This window comes from Paraburkholderia phenazinium (assembly GCF_900142845.1).
In the GTDB taxonomy this organism is placed as follows: domain Bacteria; phylum Pseudomonadota; class Gammaproteobacteria; order Burkholderiales; family Burkholderiaceae; genus Paraburkholderia; species Paraburkholderia phenazinium_A.
Map to the genome: position 1 here is coordinate 3126774 of NZ_FSRU01000002.1, position 23481 is coordinate 3150254.

Consider the following 23481-nt stretch of genomic DNA (forward strand, 5'->3'; position numbering starts at 1 on the left):
CAAGCCCCCTAATCTTGAGCGGGGGACCATTGCCAGTTCGTAGCGCCCCACGAACTCTCCTGAATCACGGGCATGATTTCACCCGCCTTGAAGTAGCGACGGCTTCCCTCTTTCGCAGGAGTTTGCCACCAGCCCGCCTCGGGGCAGGGACTACCACCTGGCACGTTATGTCGGGCCTGCTCATGTTTCGCGGGCTGCGGGACAATCTCGGGCGGTTCCGGTATCGGCGGCGCGTCAGGCAAGTCAAAGCGGGCCACCCACGCGCGCGCATTCCTGGTATCCGCACTCGGAAGATCGGGGATATATGTGTGCAAGGCGTCCGGATTCGGAGAGCGCAGCGCGCGCAACACGTTATTCACGAACACATACGGCTCAGGCAATCCTTCTTCGGGCGCACCGAGACGCGGGAAATCTCCCGCACGGATCATCAAACACGCGTTGGCGCGTTCGATGTGAATGTCGGGGCGGTCCAGTTTTTCGCGTATCGCCGCCTCTCCGCCCAATCGTTCGATGAACAGTTCGCCAAGTATCGTGTACCAGTTCACACCCTTGATGAAACCCCACCGATGAATCTTTGATCCAGGATGCAGATAGTCATAATGCGCGGTCATTTCTTCCGTAGACTCGCCGTCATACGTACTGGTGCCGTAATCTGCGCTTTGTAGATGCGCAGTGCTATCAATCTCCAATCCGCTGAAGCGTTCTGCAAGCGCCCATTCCTGCGGCATATAGCGGTGGTAGTTGAACGCCAGGACTGGGGCAAGTCCTCCGTAGCCACCTCGTACCACTAGCTTGTTGCACACATAACGCAAGAATTCCTCATACTGCCTTATGCCCTCGTTGGTGGTAACTAGATCCATCGGGACATTGAATTTCAGGTGCGACAGCCCGGATTCCTTTCCTTTAGTCACGCGCAGTAGTCCGTTGGGGTGGACATAGTCCTGCGCAAGTGCCGATCCGGTTAGTGTCTGGATGTTGTACTCCCCCGCTGTATCTTGATCGGTCACACTGGAACGAACAACGCTGACTTCAAGGTGCGATGGTGTATCGGCAATCGCATTTCGAATCTTCTCCACACCCTTTGCGTTCCGTTTCGTGAATTTCCCCAGATCAGCATCCTTGCCCCCTTTCAGATGCTCGCCGAACATTTCATCAAACCGGTCGAAGCAATCGAGAATCGCCTGTCGCACTTCCGGCTGCGAGCCTCGCTCAAAGAATACCGTGCCGATCACACCCGGCAACACGCCCATCGTGTTATTGGCAAGCCGCACGCTCAAATCTTCCTGATAGCGCGCAAGCGCCTGACGCGGTGTCAGGACAGGTTTCGAATCACTCAAAGCCATAGTTGGGTTACCTGTTTATCTATCGGGTATGGAGCCAGTCAACCGCCAGCCGCAGTAAGAACGCCTCCGGTTGCTCCCGTCTCTCCGAGCGCAGCGGCTAGCGCGGCAACGGCGTCTGCGCCAGCTTCAATCACCACGCCGAGCGCCACGGCGAGTGCGGCAGCAGCCTCTACGCCGGCTGCGATAATCGCACACAGGGCGGCGAGAATCGCAATCAGTTCGGGAAGCAACAGGATCACGATGACGACGCCCACGACCACGGCCACCGCAATTGCCACCCCTTTCAGTAGCGTCATACCGACCTGCGCCCAGTCGATGTGCTTGAGCACTTCCCACGTCATATCGGTCATTCGTACAATCGAGTCCCACCCGGCTTTTAGCTGCGCGGAGGTATAGGCGTAAATCTTCTCTCCTTCCTCACTGACGTATGTCCACGTATCACTCGCCTTGTCGCGCACCCATTGACCCGCAGTGAACATCCACGCCGCATGCTGGTGAAGATAAGCGCTAGTTTCGGCGGACACATAGGCATAGCCACGCTGAACCGCATCCCATATCGGCGCAACGGCCTTTTCAGCTTCTTCCCCATACTCGTGTGCTTTTTGCCACCAGTCCTCATACCAGACGTAATGCGGGATAGCGGGTACGGTACGAATAGGAGCGGTCTGTCGCTGCTTTTCATCTTCAGTTTTCGGTGCGGGGATGGGTGCAGGTTTAATTTTTTTTGCTAGTTCGCCATTGCAATCGCTCACATCGATTACCGTCATGCGTGTTTTGAAGTCACCCGAGATCATCTGATAGGCGCGTTCTTGTCCCACCCCCCAATCGTCACCCGGAAACTTGACCTCAACCAGTCTCAACAGATTGTCGACATGCGCACCGCCTTCACGGTCGATATTGCCGCGACCGGGCCAGAGCACCTCCGGGTTTTTCACGATAATCACATCGGGACGTCGCAGCTTTCCAGGTGTCGCACCTTTCGGAAATGGGTTCAGACTGCGGCGACGCTCCGATCCTTGAGGCTTAGCGTCACTCAGGAAAGGAGTGGGGGCGAGGGCACCGGAAGTTGCATCAGCCGGTGTCATATCGAAACTCACTTCGGCCTTGTACTGGAACAGCCAGTTCCAAAGCTTCTCCTCGGCAATCATCGGGACGCTCATCCCAGCCTGACAGATCAATCGGTGGATTATCGAACCGTCACGTAACTTGACCGGGATGTATCTCGCTGTCTTTAGCGCTGTTTCCACTTTCTCCTGCAAATACCCCTTGGTTCCCGGTGGCAAGTACGCGTACTTTGCCTGACGCTCCTTGATTGTCTCGCACGATCCTGCGGGTTGAAGTGTTCCGCCCATCTTCTTCTCCTGATGTCGTCAGCGCTTACGCGTGTCCGTCACCGACATCTTTCAGATAATCGGCCCATATGTCGGGTTGCCCACCGCCAGCATATTTCCACGGCTTTACGTCCTGTTTATCCTGCTCAAACGCTTTCAGATTCACGCCCTGCGCGTTCGGCGTATACACCGGCACCGTTTCACCCAGATCGTTTGTGTGGCCGGACAAGGTGCGTCCAGAAGCCAGTTTCAGCTGGTACGCGTGCTGGATCATCGGTGCACCGTCCTTTTCACTTTTCAGGACGTACTGCCTCTGGTACGGCGGTTCGAATGGCGTCAGCGGATACGGTTCACTGACAGGGCCAGCGAAGCTGTGTTGACTTCCCTTGAAGTCAAGCTTGCCCGGTGCGTGGATCTCGATGTTGCCATCCTTGATGCGGATATAGCCGCCCCCCGACGTCAGCAAGACTTCATCCTTGGCCGCCATCACGACTTTCTCCGTCACCGAAGCCAGCAGCAGCGACTTCTGCGCACTCAGTTCGACGTTGTCCGCACGCGCCTGCACTTCGACCTTGCCCTTCGCCGCAAAGAGTTTCATCCCGGCGTTCTGCACGAACAGACTGAGTTTCTGGCCAGCGCTCGCGATCAGCGATTTACCGGTCGCGATATGCGTGCTCTGGCCACTGACCAGGTTGATGTGCTGGTCCGTGCCAATGTGAGCCGACTTCTGTGTCGACAGCGCTATGCCCGCGGGTGCGGCAAACAGCATTACCGGCTGCGAGAACGCATTGGCGTTGCCGGTACCGCCGCCGGCGGTCACACCGCCGCTACCCGTGGCGCCGGACGCGCTGTACTGTGTTGCATCGGTGAAGCTCTTCAACGAGTCGTACCCATCCTTCAGACTTTCGGCCTGCGAGGCTTCGCTTGCCTGCGACGACGCATCGAGCATGCCCTCGGAACCGACGAGCTGGCTGCTGGCCTGGCGCGCATCGAGTGGTTGACTCGATAATGGATGGGTTGACACGTACAGCCCTTGGCCAGCGCGAAGTGCCCCATACGCGTCCGAACTCAGGTCGAAGCCGCTGCCGAGAAAGTTGCCACGGCTGTTGCCGCTCTGGTTGATCAGATATCCGAGGTGGAGCTGGGAATTCGCACTGCTGCTGTAAAGCTGCATACGGTTCTGGCCGGTTGAATCATCCAGTGCGAGGTGATTGAAACCGTCGCCCGAGAACTCCTTCGACCGGAAGCCCGAGAGCAGGCCGTTCGAATGCCATTGCGGCTGCGCTGCGCCGTTGTAGACGCGATAAAGCGCAATCGGCCGGTCGATATCGTTTCCGACATAACCGATCAGCAGCTCCTCCCCCGCGCGCGGCATGTGCACCGAGCCGTAACCATCACCCGTATCCGACTGCGCTACGCGCACCCAGCATGACGCCCGCTCATCGCCCTGGTTGATCCGGTCCCACACAAACATGACCTTGATCCGGTTCAGCTCGTCGGTATATGCCTCGGCTCCCTTCGGACCGACCACAATCGCCGTTTCCAGTTTCGCGTCCGGCTTGTGGTGTTCGAACGGGCTGCGGTACGGCACCGTCGTGCGCTGCGCCTCGATCTCGACCCGATAGAAACCCGTCGAGCCGTCGGCATTTGCCACCTTAAACGTACCGCCTGAGTCGGCAGCCTGAGCCTGTTTCAGTTCGCGGGACAGGCTGTGCGGATAGTTAGTCTCATGCCCGGAAAGCGGCAGGTTGTTCAGGATCGTCCACACGACCTCGATGGTCGCGAACTCGCGCTCAGCCGCCGCATCCTGATCGTGTTCCGGATGATCGGTAATCGTGAAGCGCATCCCCGCGTCGATCGCGCGAAGCCCGCCTTCACCTTCAAAGCGTTTGGCCTGCGATTCCCACTCTTCCATGCGGATCTTCGAAAGATGGTCACCGCGAGTCTGTTCCGGATAGGTATAGCCGCCCGTGTATTCGTACACCTCCATCTGGGACGGCAGCTCACCCTGATTCGCCATCGTCGGAATATTCGTCGCCTTCGGATTGGATGGCGTCGACGGGTTTTTATAATCGAAGGTGCGCGTCGTCAGTAGCGCCGATTGCAGCGTGCGCGTGCCCGCCCATTGAACCAGCGCATCCGTTTCACTGCCTGTTCCCGCGCGATAGAACTTCACCTGTTCCGGCGACAGCGCTGGTAGGGTCTGGAGACGGTCGGTGATCATCAGTGTGTGCGACTTGCCATCATCGGCCTGCTGCCAGAAGCCGTACAGGCCCTCCGACTCTAACAACCGGTGCACGAAGTTCCAGTCGGTCTCATCCTGACGGCAGTACGAGCGTGAGGGTAATGGCTGGGAGAGGACGAAGCGGAACATCCCCTGCGCCTGCGGGTGCTGGTTGAAAACATCCGCGATGATCTGGTCGGCCGGCTTGTCCTGCCAGTACTTCTGGTCGCGTCGGAAGTGCAGGAAGTGCATCCATGAGGCGCAAGAGAGCTGGTATGAAGTCAAACCACCATCGGTGCCAAGCCGGCGCGCCGTGTGCGTATAAGCATGGTGCGGGTGATAGGAGCGGTCCGCCTGCTGGACCCAGAGCGTGACCGGCTGGGCGATCAGCGTTTTCAGCTGGACGTCGCCGGACGTGGACACGACATCGATCGTCCACGTGAAGTCGCGCCCGATGCGCGAGCGTCCGATGGCCCGCTGTGGCAGCAGGACATTATTGCCCGCCGGCGTATCCAGTTTAAGCAGGCGGTCCTGTTGTGAAAGACCTCCCCTGATTGCTCCGATTATGTTCTGGGTATCCATGCCGCCCCTGACTTTATTTCCGGTCCGTATTCTGTAATTCTAACCGCCAGTCATCGGTCCGTAACAGTGAAAATCCCCGAGAATGTTAAATCTGGATTGCCGCTGGAAATCATTTATTGAAAGCGGTTCAATAAACAGGTCTGTAAATTATATGTTAAGCATTTCGCATAGATTCTGGTTACGCCAACGGCGAGTCGATTGCGCCGACGCGATATGATCACTGGGTGCAGGCCCTTGGAATGCGATCTTGAAAAACACGACTTCAAAATTTATACGGGCAAACGTTCCGCCGTTTCGAATCGGCTTGCCTCGCGTCCGTGCTGTCCGTATCGGTGCAGTGATCGCCACGGTCTTGCTGCTGACCGGCGGCGCTGCCAAGCCAGCACTTGCCGCCGCGTCGTCGTCCACGTTCCAGTTCGCTTTGCCGGGTGGGGCGGCAATTTTCTATGGGAAGGCCTTGAACCCTCAAGCACCGCTGACCCAGCGCGCATGGCGACAAGCTGTATTCCATTTCCCGAACGGCGCAACGTTCAGCCTGCTGCCAAGAGCTGGCGAGACGGACGCGGCCGGTACAGAAATGGAGCAGCCGAGCGACAGCAATATCTCGCCGTCCGGTGAATACGTGGTCATCGGGCGAGTCGAATCGGGGATGGTATCGACGGGGCCAGGGCAGGCGGAGATCGAATCCAGCCGGGAATACTGTTCCGCCATCGAGATTCGCACGGGGTGTATCACCTCCGATCAGACTGGTGAGATATGCGGAGAGAGCTGGCAGGCTGGCCAGGATGCGCTTTGGGGAACAGACGATCAGACGAACGTGATGCTAAAGCGCGACCGTCCATCGGCAAGCCGGCTCCTGCGCTTTATCAGCGCCGGTCAGCCGCCAGGGCCGGTAATCGGCGACGATGCCGGTGCCGACAATCTCCTGCGTTGCGATCCGCCGTCGTCCGTCAATCGCGCTACCTATGGGAAGATTGCGGCCGCCTTGCATGCGGCAGGTGCGCACAAAGATGCGCGGCTGATCGACGCCGCGTTTTCGAATGCGAACGGTGGCGGTGTGGGTACACCGGCGCCGGCAGCAGTGGAAAGCGAGCATCGTGCGGCGACCATATTGGCGCAAAGAGCGACGCTTTATACGGCACCTGATGATGCCCACGCGAGCCGGGCCTATCTGGTCCAGAACGATGCGGTGACGGTGTTGAAGCAGTCGCCCGCCGGCTGGGCTTATGTGGACTATGTCAATGCTTCTGGCAAACATCTGCTTCGATGGATCAAAGCCGATCAACTGGCGATCAAGTCGTGATGTCGTCGGCTATTTGCGTGGAGGTGATGCGATTTCGCTCCTCGGGGCACGCCATGGGTAAGTTAGCCGGGATACGGCCCAAAGCACTCTGCCTTTTGTGAAACGCTATCTAATCCTTAACGGCGACAAGACCACCGATAACGGAACGGTAAGGCGCACTGCCGCTCCTCTGGCTAGCGGCGTCAGTAAAATTCCTTCGGGTTCGTTGTTAAGATCCTCCGCAAGTAACGCAAGAGGCGGCCGGCAAAGTCGCGGCTCAAATTGCACGTCAACCGTTCACGGGTATTTTTGATGAAAAAGCACGAAGACCTGGACGAGATTTACGCAGATACATGGGGGCGGCGTACCGAACGGCTAGATGGGCGCACCTACCAGGAGTTTCTGGATTCCGAGCATTGGGCACATTTCAAAAAAGTTGCGAGCGAGCGCCCGAACTACCAGAAGTGCGAGTTTTGTGACTGCACCGAGGTGGAGTTGCATCACACGAGTTATAAGTGGATCTGGACAAGCAATGAACTCCGTTGTGTCATCAGCCTGTGCAGACAGCATCATCAGGAAGTACATGACCTGGCCAGGGCACAAGGTATTTCGGTAAGACGGGCTACTAATGAGCTACGTAAGCGATATAAGCCCGACTATTCGCAGAAGAATCGCGTCTCCGGTTGATCGGCTTTTGTTGACGATGCGAACGCGGGTGTAATTTGTGTTTTTCGTTCCACATGTTTCCAAGGCGCGAGTTCTGGTCGAAGCGCCTGGCCAGTTTCGAAGGTCGGTTAGTAGGTCCGAGCGAGTCTCGATCGATTAACGCGTCCGTGTCAGTTCTCTAATTCATAGGACGTACTTCGTCCGCCCGCAGAGGACTTGCGCAGTATTCCGAGTGCGACCAGTTCGCCGATGTCCCGCAAGGCGGTGTCCGGTGAACACTTCGCAATTGATGCCCATTTGCTGCTGGTCAGTTTGCCTTCGAATCCATCAAGGAGACGATTAAGCAGTTTGGCCTGGCGCTCATTCAACGGCGTGGTCGCCCAACGCTGCCAGAAACGCGTCTTGGCGAGCACGGCGTCGAGGGTGTGTTGGGCGCTGTCAACCGCGCGGTGGAGCGCGGCGAGGAACCAGGCGAGCCAGGACGTCACGTCGAGTGTCCCTTTCTGCGTCTTTTCGAGGATGTCGTAGTAGTCCTTGCGCTCTCGTTGAATCGTAAGCGCGCAGCAAACCCGCCTTGACGGATTGCGCTAGTTGACTATCACAGGCGGACGCCAGCGATGCGGCAGCAATGCCGAGATGTCGCTGGCCTTGTGGGTCGGCAGCCGCGTGAGGATGTCTTTCAGATAGGCGTGCGGGTCGTGGCCGTTGAGTTGGGCCGAGCGTATCAGGCTCATGATGGCGGCAGCACGTTGGCCTGCTCGTAGCGAGCCGGCGAACAACCAGTTGGCCCTTCCGATGGCCCATGGGCGGATCTGGTTTTCGACCCAATTGTTACCTGGCATGCTATTCGTGCGCGCCGCCCGGCGCGCACGGCGCCGAGATGCGGCGTATCGTGCAGGTTCCGGGATAGGGGCGTCGGGAGCATGTCTTTCGGGCAGGCCGGCATTAGACAATGAGCTGCGAGCTCGGGTTGTTAACTGGCCACCCCTTCGACTTGCCCGGATGCGCTGCGAGCGCGAATCCGTAGTTGTCGTGTTGCCCGCGAGCTTCCGGCGTTTTGCAAACACGGAGGTCGCTTATGAGAGTAATTGGACTTGATATCCATCGCACATTCGCACAGGTAGCCATTCTTGAGGACGGCAAGCCACAGGATCATGGCCGCTTCAACATGGACCGCGAAGCGGTGCTTGGTTTTGCCACGAAGGTATTGCGCCGGGATGATGACGTCGTCGTTGAAGCCACCGGCAACACCGCGGCTATCGTCCGTCTGCTGCTGCCCTACGTACATCGGGTTGTAATCGCGAATCCACTCCAGGTCCGTGCCATTGCGTGGGCGAAGGTTAAGACAGACAAGATCGATGCCGCCACCCTCGCACGCCTGCACGCTGCCGGGTTCCTGCCCGAGGTGTGGATGCCAACGGAGGAAGTAGAACTGCAGAGGCGCGTCATCGCGGAACGCACGCAACTCGTCTCACAAATGACGCGACTGAAGAATCGCATCCAGTCGATTCTCCATGCAAATCTTCTGCCCAGAGAGACTGGGCGCATCTACAGTGCAAATGGACGGACGCGCCTCAAGTTGAACTGACCCCGCAAAGTTAGACACTTTTGCAGGGAGTCTTGTGGGCAAGTATTCGGAAGAGACGAAGCTCGCGGTCGTCGAGGATTATTGTTCGGGAACGGCGGGGCTCAAAGTCGTTGCTCGCCGCCACGACGTGAATGTTGCGTCACTACGCAAATGGGTGGCTGGTTATCGTTCGCATGGTGCTGCAGGCGTCAGGGAAAAGGTGCGGGCTACCTATAGCTTAAAATTCAAGCTGTCGGTGTTGCGACGCATGCGTGACGAGCGCCTTTCCTATCGGCAGACCGCCGCGCTGTTTGACATTCGCAACTTCAATATTATCGCTACATGGGAGCGCAACTACGATCAGGGCGGACTGGAGGCCTTGTCTCCGCACGCTTCCTTACGCCGCAAGAAGATGACAAAGCATCAGACCACAGAATCCCGGGGATCATCAAAGGGCGACGCCAGGCGCACTCGCGACGAATTGATAAAGGAACTGGACAATCTCCGCATGGAGAATGCCTATCTAAAAAAGCTCAATGCCTTGGTTCAAACGACCGCGCAGCAAGCGCAGCGCAAAAAACACAAATCGTGATCGAGCTAAGGCACCAATACCCTCTTGCCGGTCTGCTCAAGCTAGCAGGCTTGGCGCGCAGCACTTTCTATTATCAACAGAAGGCGCTGCAGGTGGCCGACAAGTATGCTGACCTCAAGGCCCGGATCAAGACGATCTTCGACAGGCATAAAGGGCGATATGGCTACCGTCGCATCACCGCTACGATTCGGCAAGAGGGCCTCGCCGTCAACCACAAGACGATCCAGCGTCTAATGGTTGATTTGCGACTGAAGTCCTGCGTGCGAGTCAAGAAGTATCGCGCCTACAAGGGCGAGGTAGGAAAGATTGCGCCAAATGTTCTCGAACGTCAGTTCGATGCAGAATCGCCGAACCAGAAGTGGGTAACAGACGTGACCGAATTCAACGTTCGTGGGGAGAAGCTCTATCTCTCTCCAGTCCTTGACCTTTACAACGGTGAGATCGTTGCATACCAAATGGCACGACGTCCTTTGTTTGACATGGTAGGCACTATGCTGGAAAAAGCATTCGGGCGGCTCAAGCAGAGTGACAAGCCAATCTTACATTCCGACCAAGGCTGGCAATATCAGATGGCGGTGTACCGGCGCCTTCTTGAGAACCGTTCGATCACACAAAGCATGTCGCGCAAGGGCAACTGCTATGACAATGCCGCCATGGAGAGCTTCTTCGGCACCCTCAAAGCGGAGTTCTTTTACCTCAACAAATTTGATAGTCTTGACGAACTGGAGGTCGGCATAAAGGACTATATCCGGTACTACAACAATGACCGTATCAAGCTAAAACTGCAGGGCATGAGTCCCGTAAAATATCGAACTCAATTCGGTCAGGCGTAGCCATCTAACCGCCCAACTTCTGGGGGTCAGTCCAATTTTAGTGGATACGATGCTCCCAAGACCTTCAATGCAACTCAAGACGGGATGGCTAGGCGCTTACGTTGAATCTGCGCCGACAGGCTATAGAAGCGGTGCGGACTTTCGGCTGCGCGTGTGAGCGGCAAATGTCCTAAGGCCCTGGCGATTCGGCGACAGCCGTCGACGAAGAGACGCAAGTCGGTGGCCGTCGTTGCAACGGTGATTTATTCACCGCAGAAAATGCAGAGAATACACTGGCTATTCGCCGCATGCGGCTCGTTCTCATGCGACGTCTGTCAGGCCGCGTTCGCCTCAATGTAGGGACGAGATGTGTGCAATGTTTTATTGTTCATCGAACGTCGCATGCTGTTGCACAAGCCCTAACAATGCGAGAAAATATATCGGATACCTAACAACATTATCGGTGACCGAAGCACCTTGCGCTTGGATCGTATAACAGAGCGACTAGCTGATTCGAAGTTAAACAAGGACGCGAAGGCGCCGAGCCGAGCATCAAGGAGAACGAGGAAGGAGACGAAGCGCGGGACGCATGGGCTGCCACCCATACGATCCGCTGACCGCAACCAGCTCATACTAGGAGTTGATCATGGCTGACGCCAATCATAAAGCAGTTGCGCCTGTTACCCAACGCGTCTTGACCATTTCGTCACAAAGACGCCCACGATCGATGAAAATTTTCGCACCGTCTCATATCGAGTTTTATGAAGACTTGCCGCCAGCGCCTTGGATTCGGTTTTCGGGGCATTGGCTTGAACACGCCGGATTCGAAATTAATAAACGAATCTTGGTGGATGCGCAAAGAGGTCGGTTAGTCATAACGCCGTTCAAATGAGATGGCAGGACACTTGCCGGACTAACACGAGTCAAGTGTCCCACCAACGTCGCAGTTCGGCTCCGCGGCAAATCCACAATAGTCCATCCGCAAGGCCTAGATGAATCGCAACCTTGGATGGTCGGCGCTGGCTTTCGGACGGGCTTTGCGTCGATCGCCTGTTTTATAACCAGTCGTAACGATCAGCAAAAAACTCGTATCTTGCCTCTAGCATGGCGCGCCGCGGTGACTGTTGTGGTAGCGCAGGCTCCGCCAACACCGGGAACGTTTTATCCAAGAAGGCACCTAAAGCGGGATCTTCCTCAAGGCCTCTTGCGATTTCCTCATTGAAGACGATATTCCGAGTTTCTGGATCCACCCAAATGTGGTGTGCATCGAAAGCGGCATGATGATTATGGCAAAGCGCCAAACCATTCCACACGGCATCCGGTGCCCCCTCGGCTGCAACCGGGTTGATGTGAGCGCCAACGACCAGTCCCGCACCAATCCCGCACATCGCGCAGCGGTGCCCATACGCATTCAGAACGTTCCGAGAAAACGCGTAGTGCCTAACCAACACAGCGGCCGCCCTGCGGACGCGCGTCGCGGAAGCATCGTTTTCGTCATCGATTAAGCCGGAGGCAATGGCTGCACTAGATATTGCGTCGTCAATGCTAGAACCCAAGTCTGGTGCTTCCAAGCCATTGGCTAGCACGGCGATGAAAATCGGAAACATGCTCGGTCGAAAAGCATATATTTTCTCCCCACTCCCCGACTGATAGACTGCCCACCCGGTTGTTCGAGCTTGACCGGCCACTCGAGTGTCAAATAAAACCGAAAAGCGAGCTTCTCGTCCAATTCGACTCGTGCCATCCGTTGCGACCAGCAGTGTCGGATGGCCATCTTCCTCCCAGAGACCAAGCAGAATTGGAATAGCGCCGGCACGAGCCGCTACAGGTGAGCGATTTGCGGGGTTTTGAAAGCGAAATTCCCATTCCCTACGGTTGTGTGGACTAACCGTTGAAACATGCAACGCGATTTGGCGGATCTCCCCGTCCGGCAGCGCTACCGTGACGTCCCCCGGCCATCCGTCACCAAGTGCCGTAGGCACCGCCGCGCTACCAATAAGTCGACAAATTTTTACTAGCAACTGTACTCGCGTCATCTCTGGTCCATTTTTCTAATTGCCCGATGCAAGTATATCGCGCCTCATGCGACTATGCTGTCCGTAACGCGACGTTCCAGTTGCGCTTTGTCCGAGAGCAGAGGAAACGGATATGTGCAGAGAACGCCCAATTGTCGAATCGTATTATGCGTATCCGGCGTTCTAACATCCCAGCGATGAGACCGCATATCGAGAATTACCTCAGTCACTTCCTCTTTCTTCACATTGAGCGCCGCAGCAGCGAATTCCACTGTAACAAATTCACCACAGTTTTCGGAGCAACCAAAAAACTCAATGGCACGCTCTAACTTCGATTTTCTAGTTGAATTTATTTCAGTAGCTATCTTTACGGTATCACCTCGATTCGCATAATGACCGTAAATATCGATCAAACTAAAAAACTGGCTGTTTGCTTTAAGCGCCTCTTCAATTACAGCCCAAATTCTGAAAACATCATCCAGATCGGAGAATTTGGCATCCACTGTTACCGAATCGATGTGCAACAAGTATTTTGACAATCCGAGCAAAGATATTTTGAGGTCACGAGATCTACGTGTGACGGCGCTAACCGGGGTAATCTTCAACGAAATAGCATCTCTTTTCTGCGAAAATACAACGCTGTAATAATTCCGATCTAGCTCGAATTGAGACAGATTTTCGGCCCGTTGACGTGAAAAAAGCCCCTTAAAACCTACGAAGTAAGAGCTTGACCGTTCAAGTATATTTTCGTCCAAGATTTGTACGTTCGGAAAGCGAGCAGCAACTTCCTCAGCAGCACGCTCTTTGAAGAGTACCGTTCTTTCGCGCTGCCGCTGACGAAAGGTCGATTTGAATTCGGCGCCTCGCTTCACATATGTAAGTTTCCGCGAAGGGCGAAGTAATTGCTCACGCACGGATGTCGCAATTGTCTCGGCCAGTCGAGGAGGGACGGAATTCCCTACCTGTTCCATTATTTTCGCGTATGTTCCGACTATTTCATAATCGTCGGGAAACGTTTGCAACCGCTTTAATTCATCAACCTTGAAATGACGATTCTTCCAATGAAATGGGCCGGTAAACTTTCCGGGCTGAGCCTTAATGGTCCGACTAGGCGTGCGTCGATCCACCTTATAGAGGAAATCGTGAAATTTAGAACGCCAAGCGAAATAAGGTTTCGGGTAACCCATTTCGCGAGTAAAAAAGGCGTAATTCAGCCCCTCGGGAACCAAGGATAAAAGGTGCCCATAGAGGCCATCCAACTCGTGATACGGCTCTTCGTCGTCTTGAAGATCGTCGATTGCGTTGAACACACTTACCAGGGGTTGACCGTCAGTAGAGTCAGGCCCATGAGTCGGCATAGGAAATTCAAAATTTCCCTCTCCTTCCTTGTACCCGACAATGATCAAGCGCTCCCGGTGCTGTGGAACGCCGTAATCGGCGGCGTCCAACACTTCTGCTCTCAATTCATAGCCTAATTTATGAAACGCTTCGCGTATTTCTTTCCATGGGCCGCCATCGTTCGCGCCCGGGAGCCCATACACGTTCTCGAAAACAAACACCTTTGGTTGGATCGCCTTAAGAATCTTGCAATACGACTCGAATAGCCGCCCTCTCGCGTCTGAGGTTCCTAACACTCCTCCTGAACGCCGACCAGCAGCGGAGAACGTCTGGCAAGGAGGCCCGCCGATGACGCACTCGATTCCTTGATCGACATAGATAGCCGGATCAAATTCCCGAATATCTAAATTATGGACTTTTGTCGTTGTGGAAATATATTTGCCGATTTTTTTATTTGCGTCCAACGATTTTGAATATGCTGCTTCAATTTCGACACAAGCAACAACGTTAAATCCTGCCTGGTGAAATCCAATATCCAAGCCACCCGCACCAGTAAAAAGGCTTAAGGTTTTAATTCCCTCATTATTTTTACGCACTTTATTCATTTCCATTCCTTTGTCGCGACTGTGCCAGCATCCGATTCGTCGAAAAAACTTGTTTGCAAGCTGTCGCCGTGACTCGCAACGAAGTCGCGCATAAAATCGCGCAGCACCTGTGCCGCAGTCCTGTCCTGCGCTTTGCACGCAGATAAAAATTCTTGCCGCAATCGCGGATCAAGACGGATACGCAGTCCGCATGAATTGCTCTCCATGATCACCTCGGATACACCATGTGTATCCAATTATACGCGCCCCAAATGAGAACGGTAGTTCAGTGCCAAAGAATGTTAGAAGGGCAAGCGGACGCACCTCGCACCGGGGCGTCGCTGAGCTACAGCGTGGTACAGCCCCCCAAAAAAAAGGCTGGGCAGCTAAGCTGCCCAGCCTTTTCAATAGAGCTTATCCTTTGTCTCAACCGCGCCGCTATTCTGCGCGGAAGTTCGGAGGCTCAAACATCAATATTCCCCGCCCTCAAAGCATTCGACTCAATGAACGCCCTCCGCGGCTCGACATCATCCCCCATGAGCGTGGTGAAAATGCCATCAGCCGCAATAGCATCCTCAATCTGCACACGAAGCAAGCGCCGCACAGCCGGATCCATCGTAGTCTCCCAAAGCTGCCCAGGATTCATCTCGCCGAGGCCTTTATAGCGTTGCTTGGAAACATTGCGCTCAGCATCGGCGATGAGCCACTTCATAGCACTCTTGAAGTCATTGACGGCCATACTCCGCTCACCGCGCTTGATCACAGCGCCCGGCCCAATCAACCCCTTAAACGTCAGCGCCGTATTCAGCAACTGCTGATAGTCCGCGGTCAACTGAAACTCTTCATCCAGCACAGAAACCTTCTGATTCCCGTGATGCGTCCGCGACACTTTCAATGAGCGGAGCTCCCGCACCTGGTCATACATAGTCGTAACGCGCACTTCGGGCTTCAGCGGATCGTCCCTGAGCTTAGCCTCAAACGCCTTAGCCGACGCCTCAGCAGCCTCTTCACTAGACAGATCGAGCACAACCCCATCCATCACAGCCTCGAGCGCCCCCGCGTCGTACAACCGGCTCAACCGATCGACAACACCCTGCGCGAGCAGATACGACCGAGCGAGCTCACCCAAAGCATCGCCAGCGATCGGCGTAGCACCCTCAGCCGTCACAAGCTCAGACCCATTAAGCGCGAGCTTGAGCATATGAGCATTCAACTCAGCCGCATCCTTGAGATACCGCTCATCCTTCCCCGCCTTGATCTTGTAAAGCGGCGGCTGCGCGATATAAATAAACCCACGCTCGATCATGTCCGGCATCTGCCGATAGAAGAACGTAAGCAGCAGCGTCCGAATGTGCGCACCGTCGACGTCAGCATCGGTCATGATGATGATGCGGTGATAACGGAGCTTCTCGAGGTTGTAGTCTTCCTTGCCGATGCCGCAACCGAGAGCCGTAATCAAAGTAACAATCTGCTCCGAAGAAAGCAGCTTGTCGTACCGAGCCTTCTCAACATTAAGCACCTTGCCGCGCAGCGGCAAAATAGCCTGAAACTTCCGATCACGCCCCTGCTTAGCCGACCCACCAGCCGAGTCACCCTCGACGATATAGATTTCAGACTTAGCCGGATCCTTCTCCTGGCAATCCGCCAGCTTCCCGGGCAGACCAACGCCGTCCAAAACACCCTTCCGCCGCGTCATCTCCCGCGCCTTCCGCGCCGCATCCCGCGCCCGCGCAGCATCCACAACCTTCCCGCAAATAATCTTCGCGTCGTTCGGCGTCTCCTGCAGAAACTCCTCAAGCGCCTTAGCCACAACTTCCTCAACCGGCGCCCGCACTTCAGAAGAAACCAACTTATCCTTAGTCTGCGCGGAGAACTTCGGCTCCGGCACCTTCACCGACAACACACACGACAACCCCTCACGCATGTCATCACCCGAAGTCTCAACCTTCGCCTTCTTGGCAATCTCGTGATCGGCAATGTACTTGTTCATCACGCGCGTCATCGCCGCACGCAAACCGGTCAAGTGCGTCCCGCCATCGCGCTGCGGAATGTTGTTCGTAAAACAGAGCACATTCTCGTTATAGCTATCGTTCCACTGCATAGCCACTTCAACGCCAACACCATCCTTCTCACCACTCACGTGGAAAATATTCGGATGCAGCACGGCCTTGTTCTTGTTGATGTACTCAACAAAACCCTTCACGCCGCCCACAAACGCGAAATCCTCTTCCTTCCCCGTGCGCTGATCCGTCAAACGAATCCGCACGCCGTTATTCAGGAACGACAGTTCGCGAATCCGCTTGGCCAGAATGTCGTAGTGATATTCGATGCTGCCGAAGATCGTCTCGTCGGCGAGGAAATGCACTTCGGTGCCGCGGTTTTCAGTGTCGCCGGTCACGAGGATCGGCGAGACGGCCACGCCGTCAATCTCTTCGATGATGCGGTTCTGCGGCACGCCACGGTGGAACTCCATGAAGTGCTTCTTGCCGTCGCGGCGAATGGTCAGACGCAGCCATGCCGACAGCGCGTTCACGCACGACACGCCCACGCCGTGCAGGCCGCCCGACACCTTGTAGCTGTTCTGGTCGAACTTGCCGCCGGCGTGCAGCTCGGTCATCACGATTTCAGCGGCGCTGCGCTTCGGGTCGTGCTTGTCGTCCATCTTCAGACCGGTCGGCACACCACGGCCGTTGTCCGTGACGGAGACCGAGTTGTCCGCGTGGATGATCACCTGAATGTCGTTGCAATGCCCGGCCAACGCTTCGTCGATGGCGTTGTCCAGCACTTCGAATACCAGGTGGTGCAAACCGGTGCCGTCCGATGTATCCCCGATGTACATACCCGGCCGCTTGCGCACTGCTTCCAGACCTTCGAGGATCTGAATCGAAGAGGCGCCGTAGCTGTTATCGGGTTGCGAATTGTTCGTGTCAGTCATGGATTTTTTCCGGTTCTGCGTTGCTGCTTGGTTGCTGCTCGGGACTTTTCAAAACACCATAAAAACGCCAAAGGGGCGCTGCGCCCCTTGGTGTTCTTCTTGATGTTGGACGCGTTAGATGCGCATCGGCATCACCACGTATTTGAATTCGTCGTTCTCGGGAATCGTGATCAACGCGCTGGAGCTGGCATCACCCAGGCTCACTTGCAACATGTCGACCTTCAGGTTTGCCAGCACGTCGAGCAGATACGTGACGTTAAACCCGATATCGACGCTGTCGCCGGTATACGCAATTTCCAGTTCTTCCTGCGCTTCTTCCTGGTCCGCGTTGGTGGACATGATCTTCAACTGGCCCGGCTCGATGATGCAGCGCACGCCCTTGAATTTGTCCGAGGTCAGAATGGCCGCACGTTGCAGCGAACGCTGCAGTTCTTCGCGGCCAATCAGGAACTGGTTCTTGTGCGACTTCGGAATCACGCGCTGGAAGTCCGGGAATTTCCCTTCCACCAGCTTCGACACCAGTTCCACCTGACCGAAGGTGAACTTCACCTGGCTCGGCGCGATGTCGATCTTCAGCGTGTCGTCGATGTCTTCCAGCAAACGCTGGAGTTCCAGAATCGTCTTGCGCGGGATGATCACTTCCTGGCGCGCAAACGAGCCTTCAATCTTCATGGACGAGAACGCCAGACGATGACCGTCCGTCGCGACCGCCATCAACTGGTCGCCGTCCACCACCAGCAGCATGCCGTTCAGGTAGTAGCGAATGTCCTGCTGGGCCATCGAGAAATGGACCATGCCGAGCAGTTGGCGGAACGTCTTCTGGGGAACCACCAGGTTCGCGCCGAAGTCTTTAGCTTGAGCGACCGTGGGGAATTCGTCCGCGGCCAGCGTCTGCAGCGCAAAGCGGCTCTTGCCGGATTGCACGGTGAGGCGCTTGTCGTTCAGCGTCAGCGTGACCTGGCCGTCAGGCATGGCACGCAGGATGTCCAGCAGCTTACGCGCCGCTACCGTTGTCGCAACCGAATCGCCGCCCACGCCGAAGTCGCCGTGCGTGGTGATCTGAAGCTCGAGGTCGGTGGACAGGAACGACACGTCAGGGCCGTTCTTGGTAATCAGCAAGTTGGCGAGGATCGGCAACGTATGGCGGCGTTCGACGATGCCGCTCACGGTTTGCAGCGGCCTGAGGAGGTTATCGCGTTCGGTCTTGACCAGTTGCATAGAGTTCCTTCGTTGATGTGACGGCCTGCGCGCCTCGCTCGGCATCCTGCACGCGGCCCCGGCCCCCGCCGGCGCTACGCTGCGCCAGTCACGGCGTACATCCGCCCCAAGCCGCCGGGCGGTTAAACCTGTATTGTGCCTGAAAACAGAACCGCTCCCCTAAAATGGGGGCGAGTTCCGAAATAAACAGGTCGATTTTCCCCGCTTTTTGCCCAAACTTTAGGCAACACCGCCGCGACCGCGCGGTTATCCCGCAAATACCCTGCACTCACCCCGAATTCGCCTGAGGGCGTCGCCTCGAGGCCAGCCCAGGATCAGCCCTTCAACGTCTGTTCAAGCACGTGCAGTTCGTGGTTCAACTGCGCATCCGTGCCGCGTTCGGCGGCGATCTTACGCACCGCGTGCAGCACGGTCGTGTGATCGCGCCCGCCAAACAGCTCGCCGATTTCCGGCAAGCTTTTCTGCGTCAGTTCCTTCGCCAGATACATCGCAATCTGACGCGGCCGCGCAATGTTCGCCGGCCGCTTCTTCGAATACATGTCCGCGACCTTGATGCTGTAGAAATCAGCCACCGTCTTCTGGATGTTTTCCACCGAAATCTGGCGGTTTTGCACCGTCAGCAGGTCTTTCAGCGCTTCTTTCGTCAGTTCGATGGAAATTTCGCGGCCGTGGAACTTCGAATACGCGAGGATCTTGCGCAGCGCGCCTTCCAGCTCACGCACGTTCGAGCGCAGATGCTTGGCGACGAAAAACGCCACGTCCTCATTCAGGCTCACGCCTTCGGACTGCGCCTTGCGCATCAGGATCGCGACGCGCATTTCCAGCTCGGGCGGCTCGATCGCCACCGTCAGGCCGGAGTCGAAGCGCGAGATCAGCCGGTCGTCGATGCCCGAAATTTCCTTCGGGTACGTATCGCTCGTGATGATCACCTGCGCCTTGTTCGCCACCAGCGCTTCGAACGCGTAGAAGAACTCTTCCTGCGTACGCGACTTGCCCGAGAAGAACTGAATATCGTCGATCAGCAGCAGGTCGAGCGAGTGGTAGTAGCGCTTAAAGTCGTCGAACGCCTTGCGCTGGTACGCCTTCACCACGTCGGACACATACTGTTCCGCGTGGATGTAGCGGATCCGCGCGCCGGCCTTGTCCATCAGCAACTGATTGCCGATCGCATGGATCAGGTGAGTCTTGCCGAGGCCCACGCCGCCATACAGAAACAGCGGGTTGTACGAGATGCCGGGGTTGTCCGCCACCTGGATCGCGGCGGCGCGCGCCAGCTGGTTGGCCTTACCGGTCACGAAATTGTCGAAGGTCAGCACCGGGTTGAGCTTCGAGCGCTCGTACATCGAATCGCTCTCGGCGTTGCCTTGCTGCGCGGCGCTCTGGCCCGGCCGCCAAGTACGGCGCGCCGCAGCGGCTTCGTTGGCGTCGAGGCTGGGCAGATCGAGGTCGCCGCCGTCGTCATGATTGTGCTGTTGCGCGCCATGACCGGCGTTCGCGCCCTGCCCCGCGCCATTCGCGCCGTGGGTCCGGGCGGCGTGTGCGGCCTGCACCGCGCCGACGGCCGCGTCCACCGCAGCCGTGCCGCCGTTGCCGGCGAATTGCGACGGACGTTGCGGCGCCGGCGCAGAAGCCGCCGCGCCGCGCATGCCGGCCTTGGGATCGAGGACAAACTGGACGTCGACCGGCACGTGCCAAAAGTCGCGTGCCATATCGGAAATGCGGCCGGAAAACTGGCTCTTGACCCAGTCAAGCTTGAAGCGGTTGGGCGCAGCGATGCTCAGCGTGTTCGCCGCCGCATCGAAGGCAACCGGGGCCAACGGTTTGATCCACGTCACGTACTGCTGGGGCGTTAGCTCACGCTCTAGCAGTGCGGAACAGTGTTGCCAGAATTCGTTCATCAAGTTGCTGTCGTTATGTTTGCACGGCGAGCCGCCGACGCCCCTGTTGCAGATACACAACAAGGCCCTGAGCGGCCAGGCGGAACGGCTCCAGGCGCTTGTGCCACAAGGGTTTGCGGGGCAAGCGGGCCGGAGCGGCGTGCAGGATTTTTGGGAAGTAGGACGAGATTCTACCGCCAAAACAACCAGGAAAGGGAGTTATCCACAGGGACCGATCAAACCTCCGCCATGAGCCCAGCCTGTGGAATACGTCGCTAAACTATTGACGACCAAAAGAAAACCGGTTTAAATAGCGGGTTCCGCGAAAACCAATTTTTGAACCACCGGCCATTGCACTTTCCGCGATGCTCGCGCGGTTAATTCTCTGCCAAGTGAGAGCAACATGAAACGTACTTACCAACCTTCCGTTACCCGTCGCAAGCGCACCCACGGCTTCCGCGTTCGCATGAAGACCGCTGGTGGCCGTAAGGTCATCAACGCACGTCGCGCGAAGGGCCGCAAGCGCCTCGCCATCTAAGGCTGGCGAGCGGATTGCGCGCTATGTCCGATGCCCGCGGCAGCGCGGGAACGGCAGGAGCGCCGCAACAGGGCTCGGTTCCGTTGCGAGCGCAAGCCGCCTTCCCCAAAGCCGCAAGGCTGCTAAAAACGGATGAATTTTCATCCGTTTTTCGTTTGCGCCCGTGGCGCCGCACCGCACACTTCGTCGTGTACGCCCGGCCCACCGGCAATGACGCGCGCTTGGGCCTCGTGATCGGCAAGAAGTATGCGCCGCGCGCGGTCACGCGTAATCTGGTGCGCCGTCTCGCGCGTGAAGCCTTCCGGCTGCGCCGCGCGGAGTTCGGCGGTTGGGACGTGCTGCTGCGTTTGCACACGCGCTTCGACAAGAAGGCTATGCCGGGCGCCTCGTCGCCGCCGTTAAAGGCGTTGTGCCGTAGCGAAATAGAGGAGCTGCTCAACAAGGCAGCACGCGAAATTGCCCGTCGTGAGGCGCCGCCCGCGGATGCGCCTGCGACCCAATGACGCTCATGGAGAGGCCCGTGCGGCCGCACACGTGGACGATGCCACGGTTCGGTCCCGCTAGCCTCCCCCGGTATCCCTTCTTGGGCGGCGCCGGTTGGCCGCACTAGTCATGCAAACGGTACTTTTCGCTTTATTGCGTTTCTACAAGGTTGCCGTGAGTCCCCTGCTCGGCAACCGGTGCCGTTTTTACCCTTCCTGCTCTGATTACGCGCGCGAAGCAATCCAGTATCATGGCGCCGCGCGCGGGACTTATCTCGCCGCCAGGCGTATTTGCCGCTGCCACCCGTTTTCGGCGGGCGGCATCGATCTTGTCCCGCCTCCCACTTCTGAAAAGCGCTGACGCGCCGTTCCATCGACACTGAGACAACGCATGGATATCAAACGCACCGTCCTATGGGTCATATTTTTCATGTCGGCGGTCATGCTGTTCGACAACTGGCAGCGCGACCACGGACGCCCGTCGATGTTCTTCCCGAGCGCCACGCAGACGCAGACCGCGGCTAGCGCAGCACCGGGCACCACGACGCCGGGAACCCAACCCGCCGACCTGCCGGCGACGAACACCGCCGCTCCGGGCGCCGCGCCCGCAGCCCAGGCCCAACTGATCCCGTTCACGACCGACGTCTACAGCGGCGAGATCGACACGCGCGGCGGTACGCTGTCGAAGCTGTCGCTGATCAACAAGGGCAACGGTAACCAGCCGGATCTCGTCATCACCCTGTTCGACCACACCGCCGATCATACGTATCTGGCGCGCACGGGTCTGCTGGGCGGCGATTTCCCGAACCACACGGACATCTACACGCCGGTTGCCGGCCAGCCGCACGATCTGACGGGCGACGCCAAGTCGTTCTCGCTCAGCTTCGAGTCGCCGGTCAAGGGTGGCGTGAAGGTCGTGAAGACGTACACGTTCACGCGCGGCAGCTACGTGATCGGCGTCAATACGAAGATCGAAAACGTGGGTTCGACGCCGGTGACGCCGACCGTCTATATGGAACTGGTGCGCGATAGCCAGCCGGTGGAAACGCCGCGCTTCTCGCACACGTTCATCGGACCGGCTGTCTACACGGATCAGCACCACTTCCAGAAGATGACGTTCAGCGACGTCGACAAGAACAAGCAGGACTATGCGACCTCGGCCGACAACGGCTGGATCGCGATGGTCCAGCATTACTTCGCGACGGCGTGGATTCCGCAGCAAGGCGTCAAGCGCGATATCTATGTCGAGAAGCTTGATCCGACGCTGTATCGCGTGGGTGTGAAGGAGCCGGTGCCGACCATCGCCCCGGGTCAATCGGCTGACGTGTCGGCGAAGCTGTTCGCCGGTCCGGAAGAAGAACGCATGCTGGAAGGCATCGCGCCGGGCCTGGAACTGGTGAAGGACTACGGCTGGGTGACGATCATCGCCAAGCCGCTGTTCTGGCTGCTTGAGAAGATCCACAGCTATGTCGGCAACTGGGGCTGGTCGATCGTACTGCTCACGCTGCTGATCAAGGCCGTGTTCTTCCCGCTGTCGGCGGCCAGCTACAAGTCCATGGCACGCATGAAGGCGATCACGCCGCGCATGCAAGCCCTGCGCGAACGCTTCAAGGGCGATCCGCAGAAGATGAACGCAGCGCTGATGGAGCTGTACAAGACCGAGAAGGTCAATCCGTTCGGCGGCTGTCTGCCGGTCGTGATCCAGATCCCGGTGTTCATCTCGCTGTACTGGGTGCTGCTGTCGTCGGTGGAAATGCGCGGCGCGCCGTGGATTCTGTGGATTCACGATCTGTCGCAGCAAGACCCGTTCTTCATCCTGCCGGTGTTGATGGCCGTCTCGATGTTCCTGCAGACGCGTCTGAACCCGACGCCGCCGGACCCGGTTCAAGCCAAGATGATGATGTTCATGCCCATCGCGTTCTCGGTCATGTTCTTCTTCTTCCCGGCCGGTCTGGTGCTGTACTACGTGGTCAACAACGTGCTGTCGATCGCCCAGCAGTACTACATCACGCGGATGATGGGCAAGCCGAAGACCAAGGCTACGGCCTGATCGGACGGGCGGGTGCTGAGTCACCCGCCAACGCATCCTCATCGC

Annotated in this window: 19 protein-coding genes and 2 pseudogenes; 9 read left to right on the forward strand and 12 right to left on the reverse strand. The window is 57.2% G+C overall.

Annotated elements, in window-relative coordinates; all coding sequences use genetic code 11:
* Positions 1–8: 8 nt before the first annotated feature.
* From BUS12_RS31070 to BUS12_RS31080, 3 genes are read right to left on the reverse strand one after another with little or no spacing between them, the layout of a single operon-like run.
* The gene (locus BUS12_RS31070; RefSeq protein WP_074301164.1) at positions 9–1343 is read right to left on the reverse strand and encodes a type VI immunity family protein; all 1335 of its coding nucleotides are present in this window, start codon (positions 1341–1343) and stop codon (positions 9–11) included.
* A gap of 38 nt (positions 1344–1381) precedes the next feature.
* A complete protein-coding gene (locus tag BUS12_RS31075) occupies positions 1382–2695 on the reverse strand; it encodes a VRR-NUC domain-containing protein (RefSeq protein ID WP_074301165.1) in 1314 nt (437 codons plus the stop codon).
* 25 nt (positions 2696–2720) lie between these two features.
* The gene (locus tag BUS12_RS31080) at positions 2721–5480 is read right to left on the reverse strand and encodes a type VI secretion system Vgr family protein (RefSeq protein WP_074301166.1); all 2760 of its coding nucleotides are present in this window, start codon (positions 5478–5480) and stop codon (positions 2721–2723) included.
* 247 nt (positions 5481–5727) lie between these two features.
* Here BUS12_RS31080 and BUS12_RS31085 point away from each other — a divergent pair, with 247 nt between their 5' ends.
* Positions 5728–6783, forward strand: a complete 1056-nt coding sequence (locus BUS12_RS31085; RefSeq protein ID WP_143788504.1) for a hypothetical protein — start codon at positions 5728–5730, stop codon at positions 6781–6783.
* Between the two features lie 291 nt (positions 6784–7074).
* Positions 7075–7449 carry a hypothetical protein gene (locus tag BUS12_RS38475; protein ID WP_143788505.1) on the forward strand — a complete coding sequence of 125 codons (375 nt, stop codon included), beginning with the start codon at positions 7075–7077 and terminating at the stop codon, positions 7447–7449.
* Positions 7450–7598: 149 nt separating this feature from the next.
* Here BUS12_RS38475 and BUS12_RS31095 read toward each other — a convergent pair.
* A pseudogene (locus BUS12_RS31095) lies at positions 7599–7982 on the reverse strand (Fic family protein); the annotation flags it as partial.
* Between the two features lie 33 nt (positions 7983–8015).
* On the reverse strand, positions 8016–8495 hold the full coding sequence (locus tag BUS12_RS39510) for a transposase domain-containing protein (protein ID WP_171991736.1): 480 nt from the start codon (positions 8493–8495) through the stop codon (positions 8016–8018).
* Positions 8496–8506: 11 nt separating this feature from the next.
* On the opposite strand from BUS12_RS39510, the gene BUS12_RS31105 reads away from it, so the two are divergent.
* Positions 8507–9016 (forward strand): IS110 family transposase, encoded by a 510-nt coding sequence (locus BUS12_RS31105; RefSeq protein ID WP_074301169.1) that lies wholly within the window; start codon positions 8507–8509, stop codon positions 9014–9016.
* Positions 9017–9050: 34 nt separating this feature from the next.
* Positions 9051–10420 (forward strand): IS3 family transposase gene (locus tag BUS12_RS37930; protein ID WP_143788506.1). Its coding sequence is split into 2 segments (ribosomal slippage): positions 9051–9519 and positions 9519–10420, totalling 1371 coding nucleotides; the frame shifts between segments, so codons are not numbered across the junction.
* Positions 10421–10506: 86 nt separating this feature from the next.
* Here the strand turns inward: BUS12_RS37930 and BUS12_RS39515 are convergent.
* Positions 10507–10635, reverse strand: a pseudogene (locus BUS12_RS39515) (DUF4172 domain-containing protein); the annotation flags it as partial.
* A gap of 410 nt (positions 10636–11045) precedes the next feature.
* On the opposite strand from BUS12_RS39515, the gene BUS12_RS31120 reads away from it, so the two are divergent.
* Positions 11046–11291 (forward strand): SymE family type I addiction module toxin, encoded by a 246-nt coding sequence (locus BUS12_RS31120; protein ID WP_074301172.1) that lies wholly within the window; start codon positions 11046–11048, stop codon positions 11289–11291.
* A 163-nt stretch (positions 11292–11454) separates the two neighbouring features.
* On the opposite strand, the gene BUS12_RS37935 is transcribed toward BUS12_RS31120, so the two are convergent.
* The 6 genes from BUS12_RS37935 to dnaA all read right to left on the reverse strand — a co-directional run bounded on the left by BUS12_RS37935 (position 11455) and on the right by dnaA (position 20387).
* Positions 11455–12435, reverse strand: coding sequence for an HNH endonuclease (locus BUS12_RS37935; protein WP_083640682.1), 981 nt, complete (start codon positions 12433–12435; stop codon positions 11455–11457).
* A 44-nt stretch (positions 12436–12479) separates the two neighbouring features.
* Positions 12480–14357 carry a DNA cytosine methyltransferase gene (locus tag BUS12_RS31130; RefSeq protein WP_074301174.1) on the reverse strand — a complete coding sequence of 626 codons (1878 nt, stop codon included), beginning with the start codon at positions 14355–14357 and terminating at the stop codon, positions 12480–12482.
* Positions 14354–14563 (reverse strand): hypothetical protein, encoded by a 210-nt coding sequence (locus tag BUS12_RS39520; protein ID WP_143788507.1) that lies wholly within the window; start codon positions 14561–14563, stop codon positions 14354–14356. The genes BUS12_RS31130 and BUS12_RS39520 overlap by 4 nt, the downstream gene beginning before the upstream one ends.
* Before the next feature lie 236 nt (positions 14564–14799).
* On the reverse strand, positions 14800–17271 hold the full coding sequence (gene gyrB / locus BUS12_RS31135; protein WP_074301175.1) for a DNA topoisomerase (ATP-hydrolyzing) subunit B: 2472 nt from the start codon (positions 17269–17271) through the stop codon (positions 14800–14802).
* Positions 17272–17385: 114 nt separating this feature from the next.
* Positions 17386–18489 carry a DNA polymerase III subunit beta gene (gene dnaN, locus BUS12_RS31140; protein ID WP_074301176.1) on the reverse strand — a complete coding sequence of 368 codons (1104 nt, stop codon included), beginning with the start codon at positions 18487–18489 and terminating at the stop codon, positions 17386–17388.
* A gap of 314 nt (positions 18490–18803) precedes the next feature.
* Positions 18804–20387 (reverse strand): chromosomal replication initiator protein DnaA, encoded by a 1584-nt coding sequence (dnaA, locus tag BUS12_RS31145; RefSeq protein ID WP_074301794.1) that lies wholly within the window; start codon positions 20385–20387, stop codon positions 18804–18806.
* A 382-nt stretch (positions 20388–20769) separates the two neighbouring features.
* On the opposite strand from dnaA, the gene rpmH reads away from it, so the two are divergent.
* The 4 genes from rpmH to yidC all read left to right on the forward strand — a co-directional run bounded on the left by rpmH (position 20770) and on the right by yidC (position 23436).
* Positions 20770–20904, forward strand: a complete 135-nt coding sequence (rpmH, locus tag BUS12_RS31150) for a 50S ribosomal protein L34 (RefSeq protein ID WP_004198824.1) — start codon at positions 20770–20772, stop codon at positions 20902–20904.
* A gap of 23 nt (positions 20905–20927) precedes the next feature.
* The gene (gene rnpA, locus BUS12_RS31155) at positions 20928–21407 is read left to right on the forward strand and encodes a ribonuclease P protein component (protein ID WP_074301177.1); all 480 of its coding nucleotides are present in this window, start codon (positions 20928–20930) and stop codon (positions 21405–21407) included.
* Positions 21408–21516: 109 nt separating this feature from the next.
* Complete coding sequence (gene yidD / locus BUS12_RS31160; protein WP_074262996.1) at positions 21517–21747, forward strand: membrane protein insertion efficiency factor YidD; 231 nt, start codon at positions 21517–21519, stop codon at positions 21745–21747.
* 30 nt (positions 21748–21777) lie between these two features.
* A complete protein-coding gene (gene yidC / locus BUS12_RS31165; RefSeq protein ID WP_074301178.1) occupies positions 21778–23436 on the forward strand; it encodes a membrane protein insertase YidC in 1659 nt (552 codons plus the stop codon).
* Positions 23437–23481 lie beyond the last annotated feature (45 nt).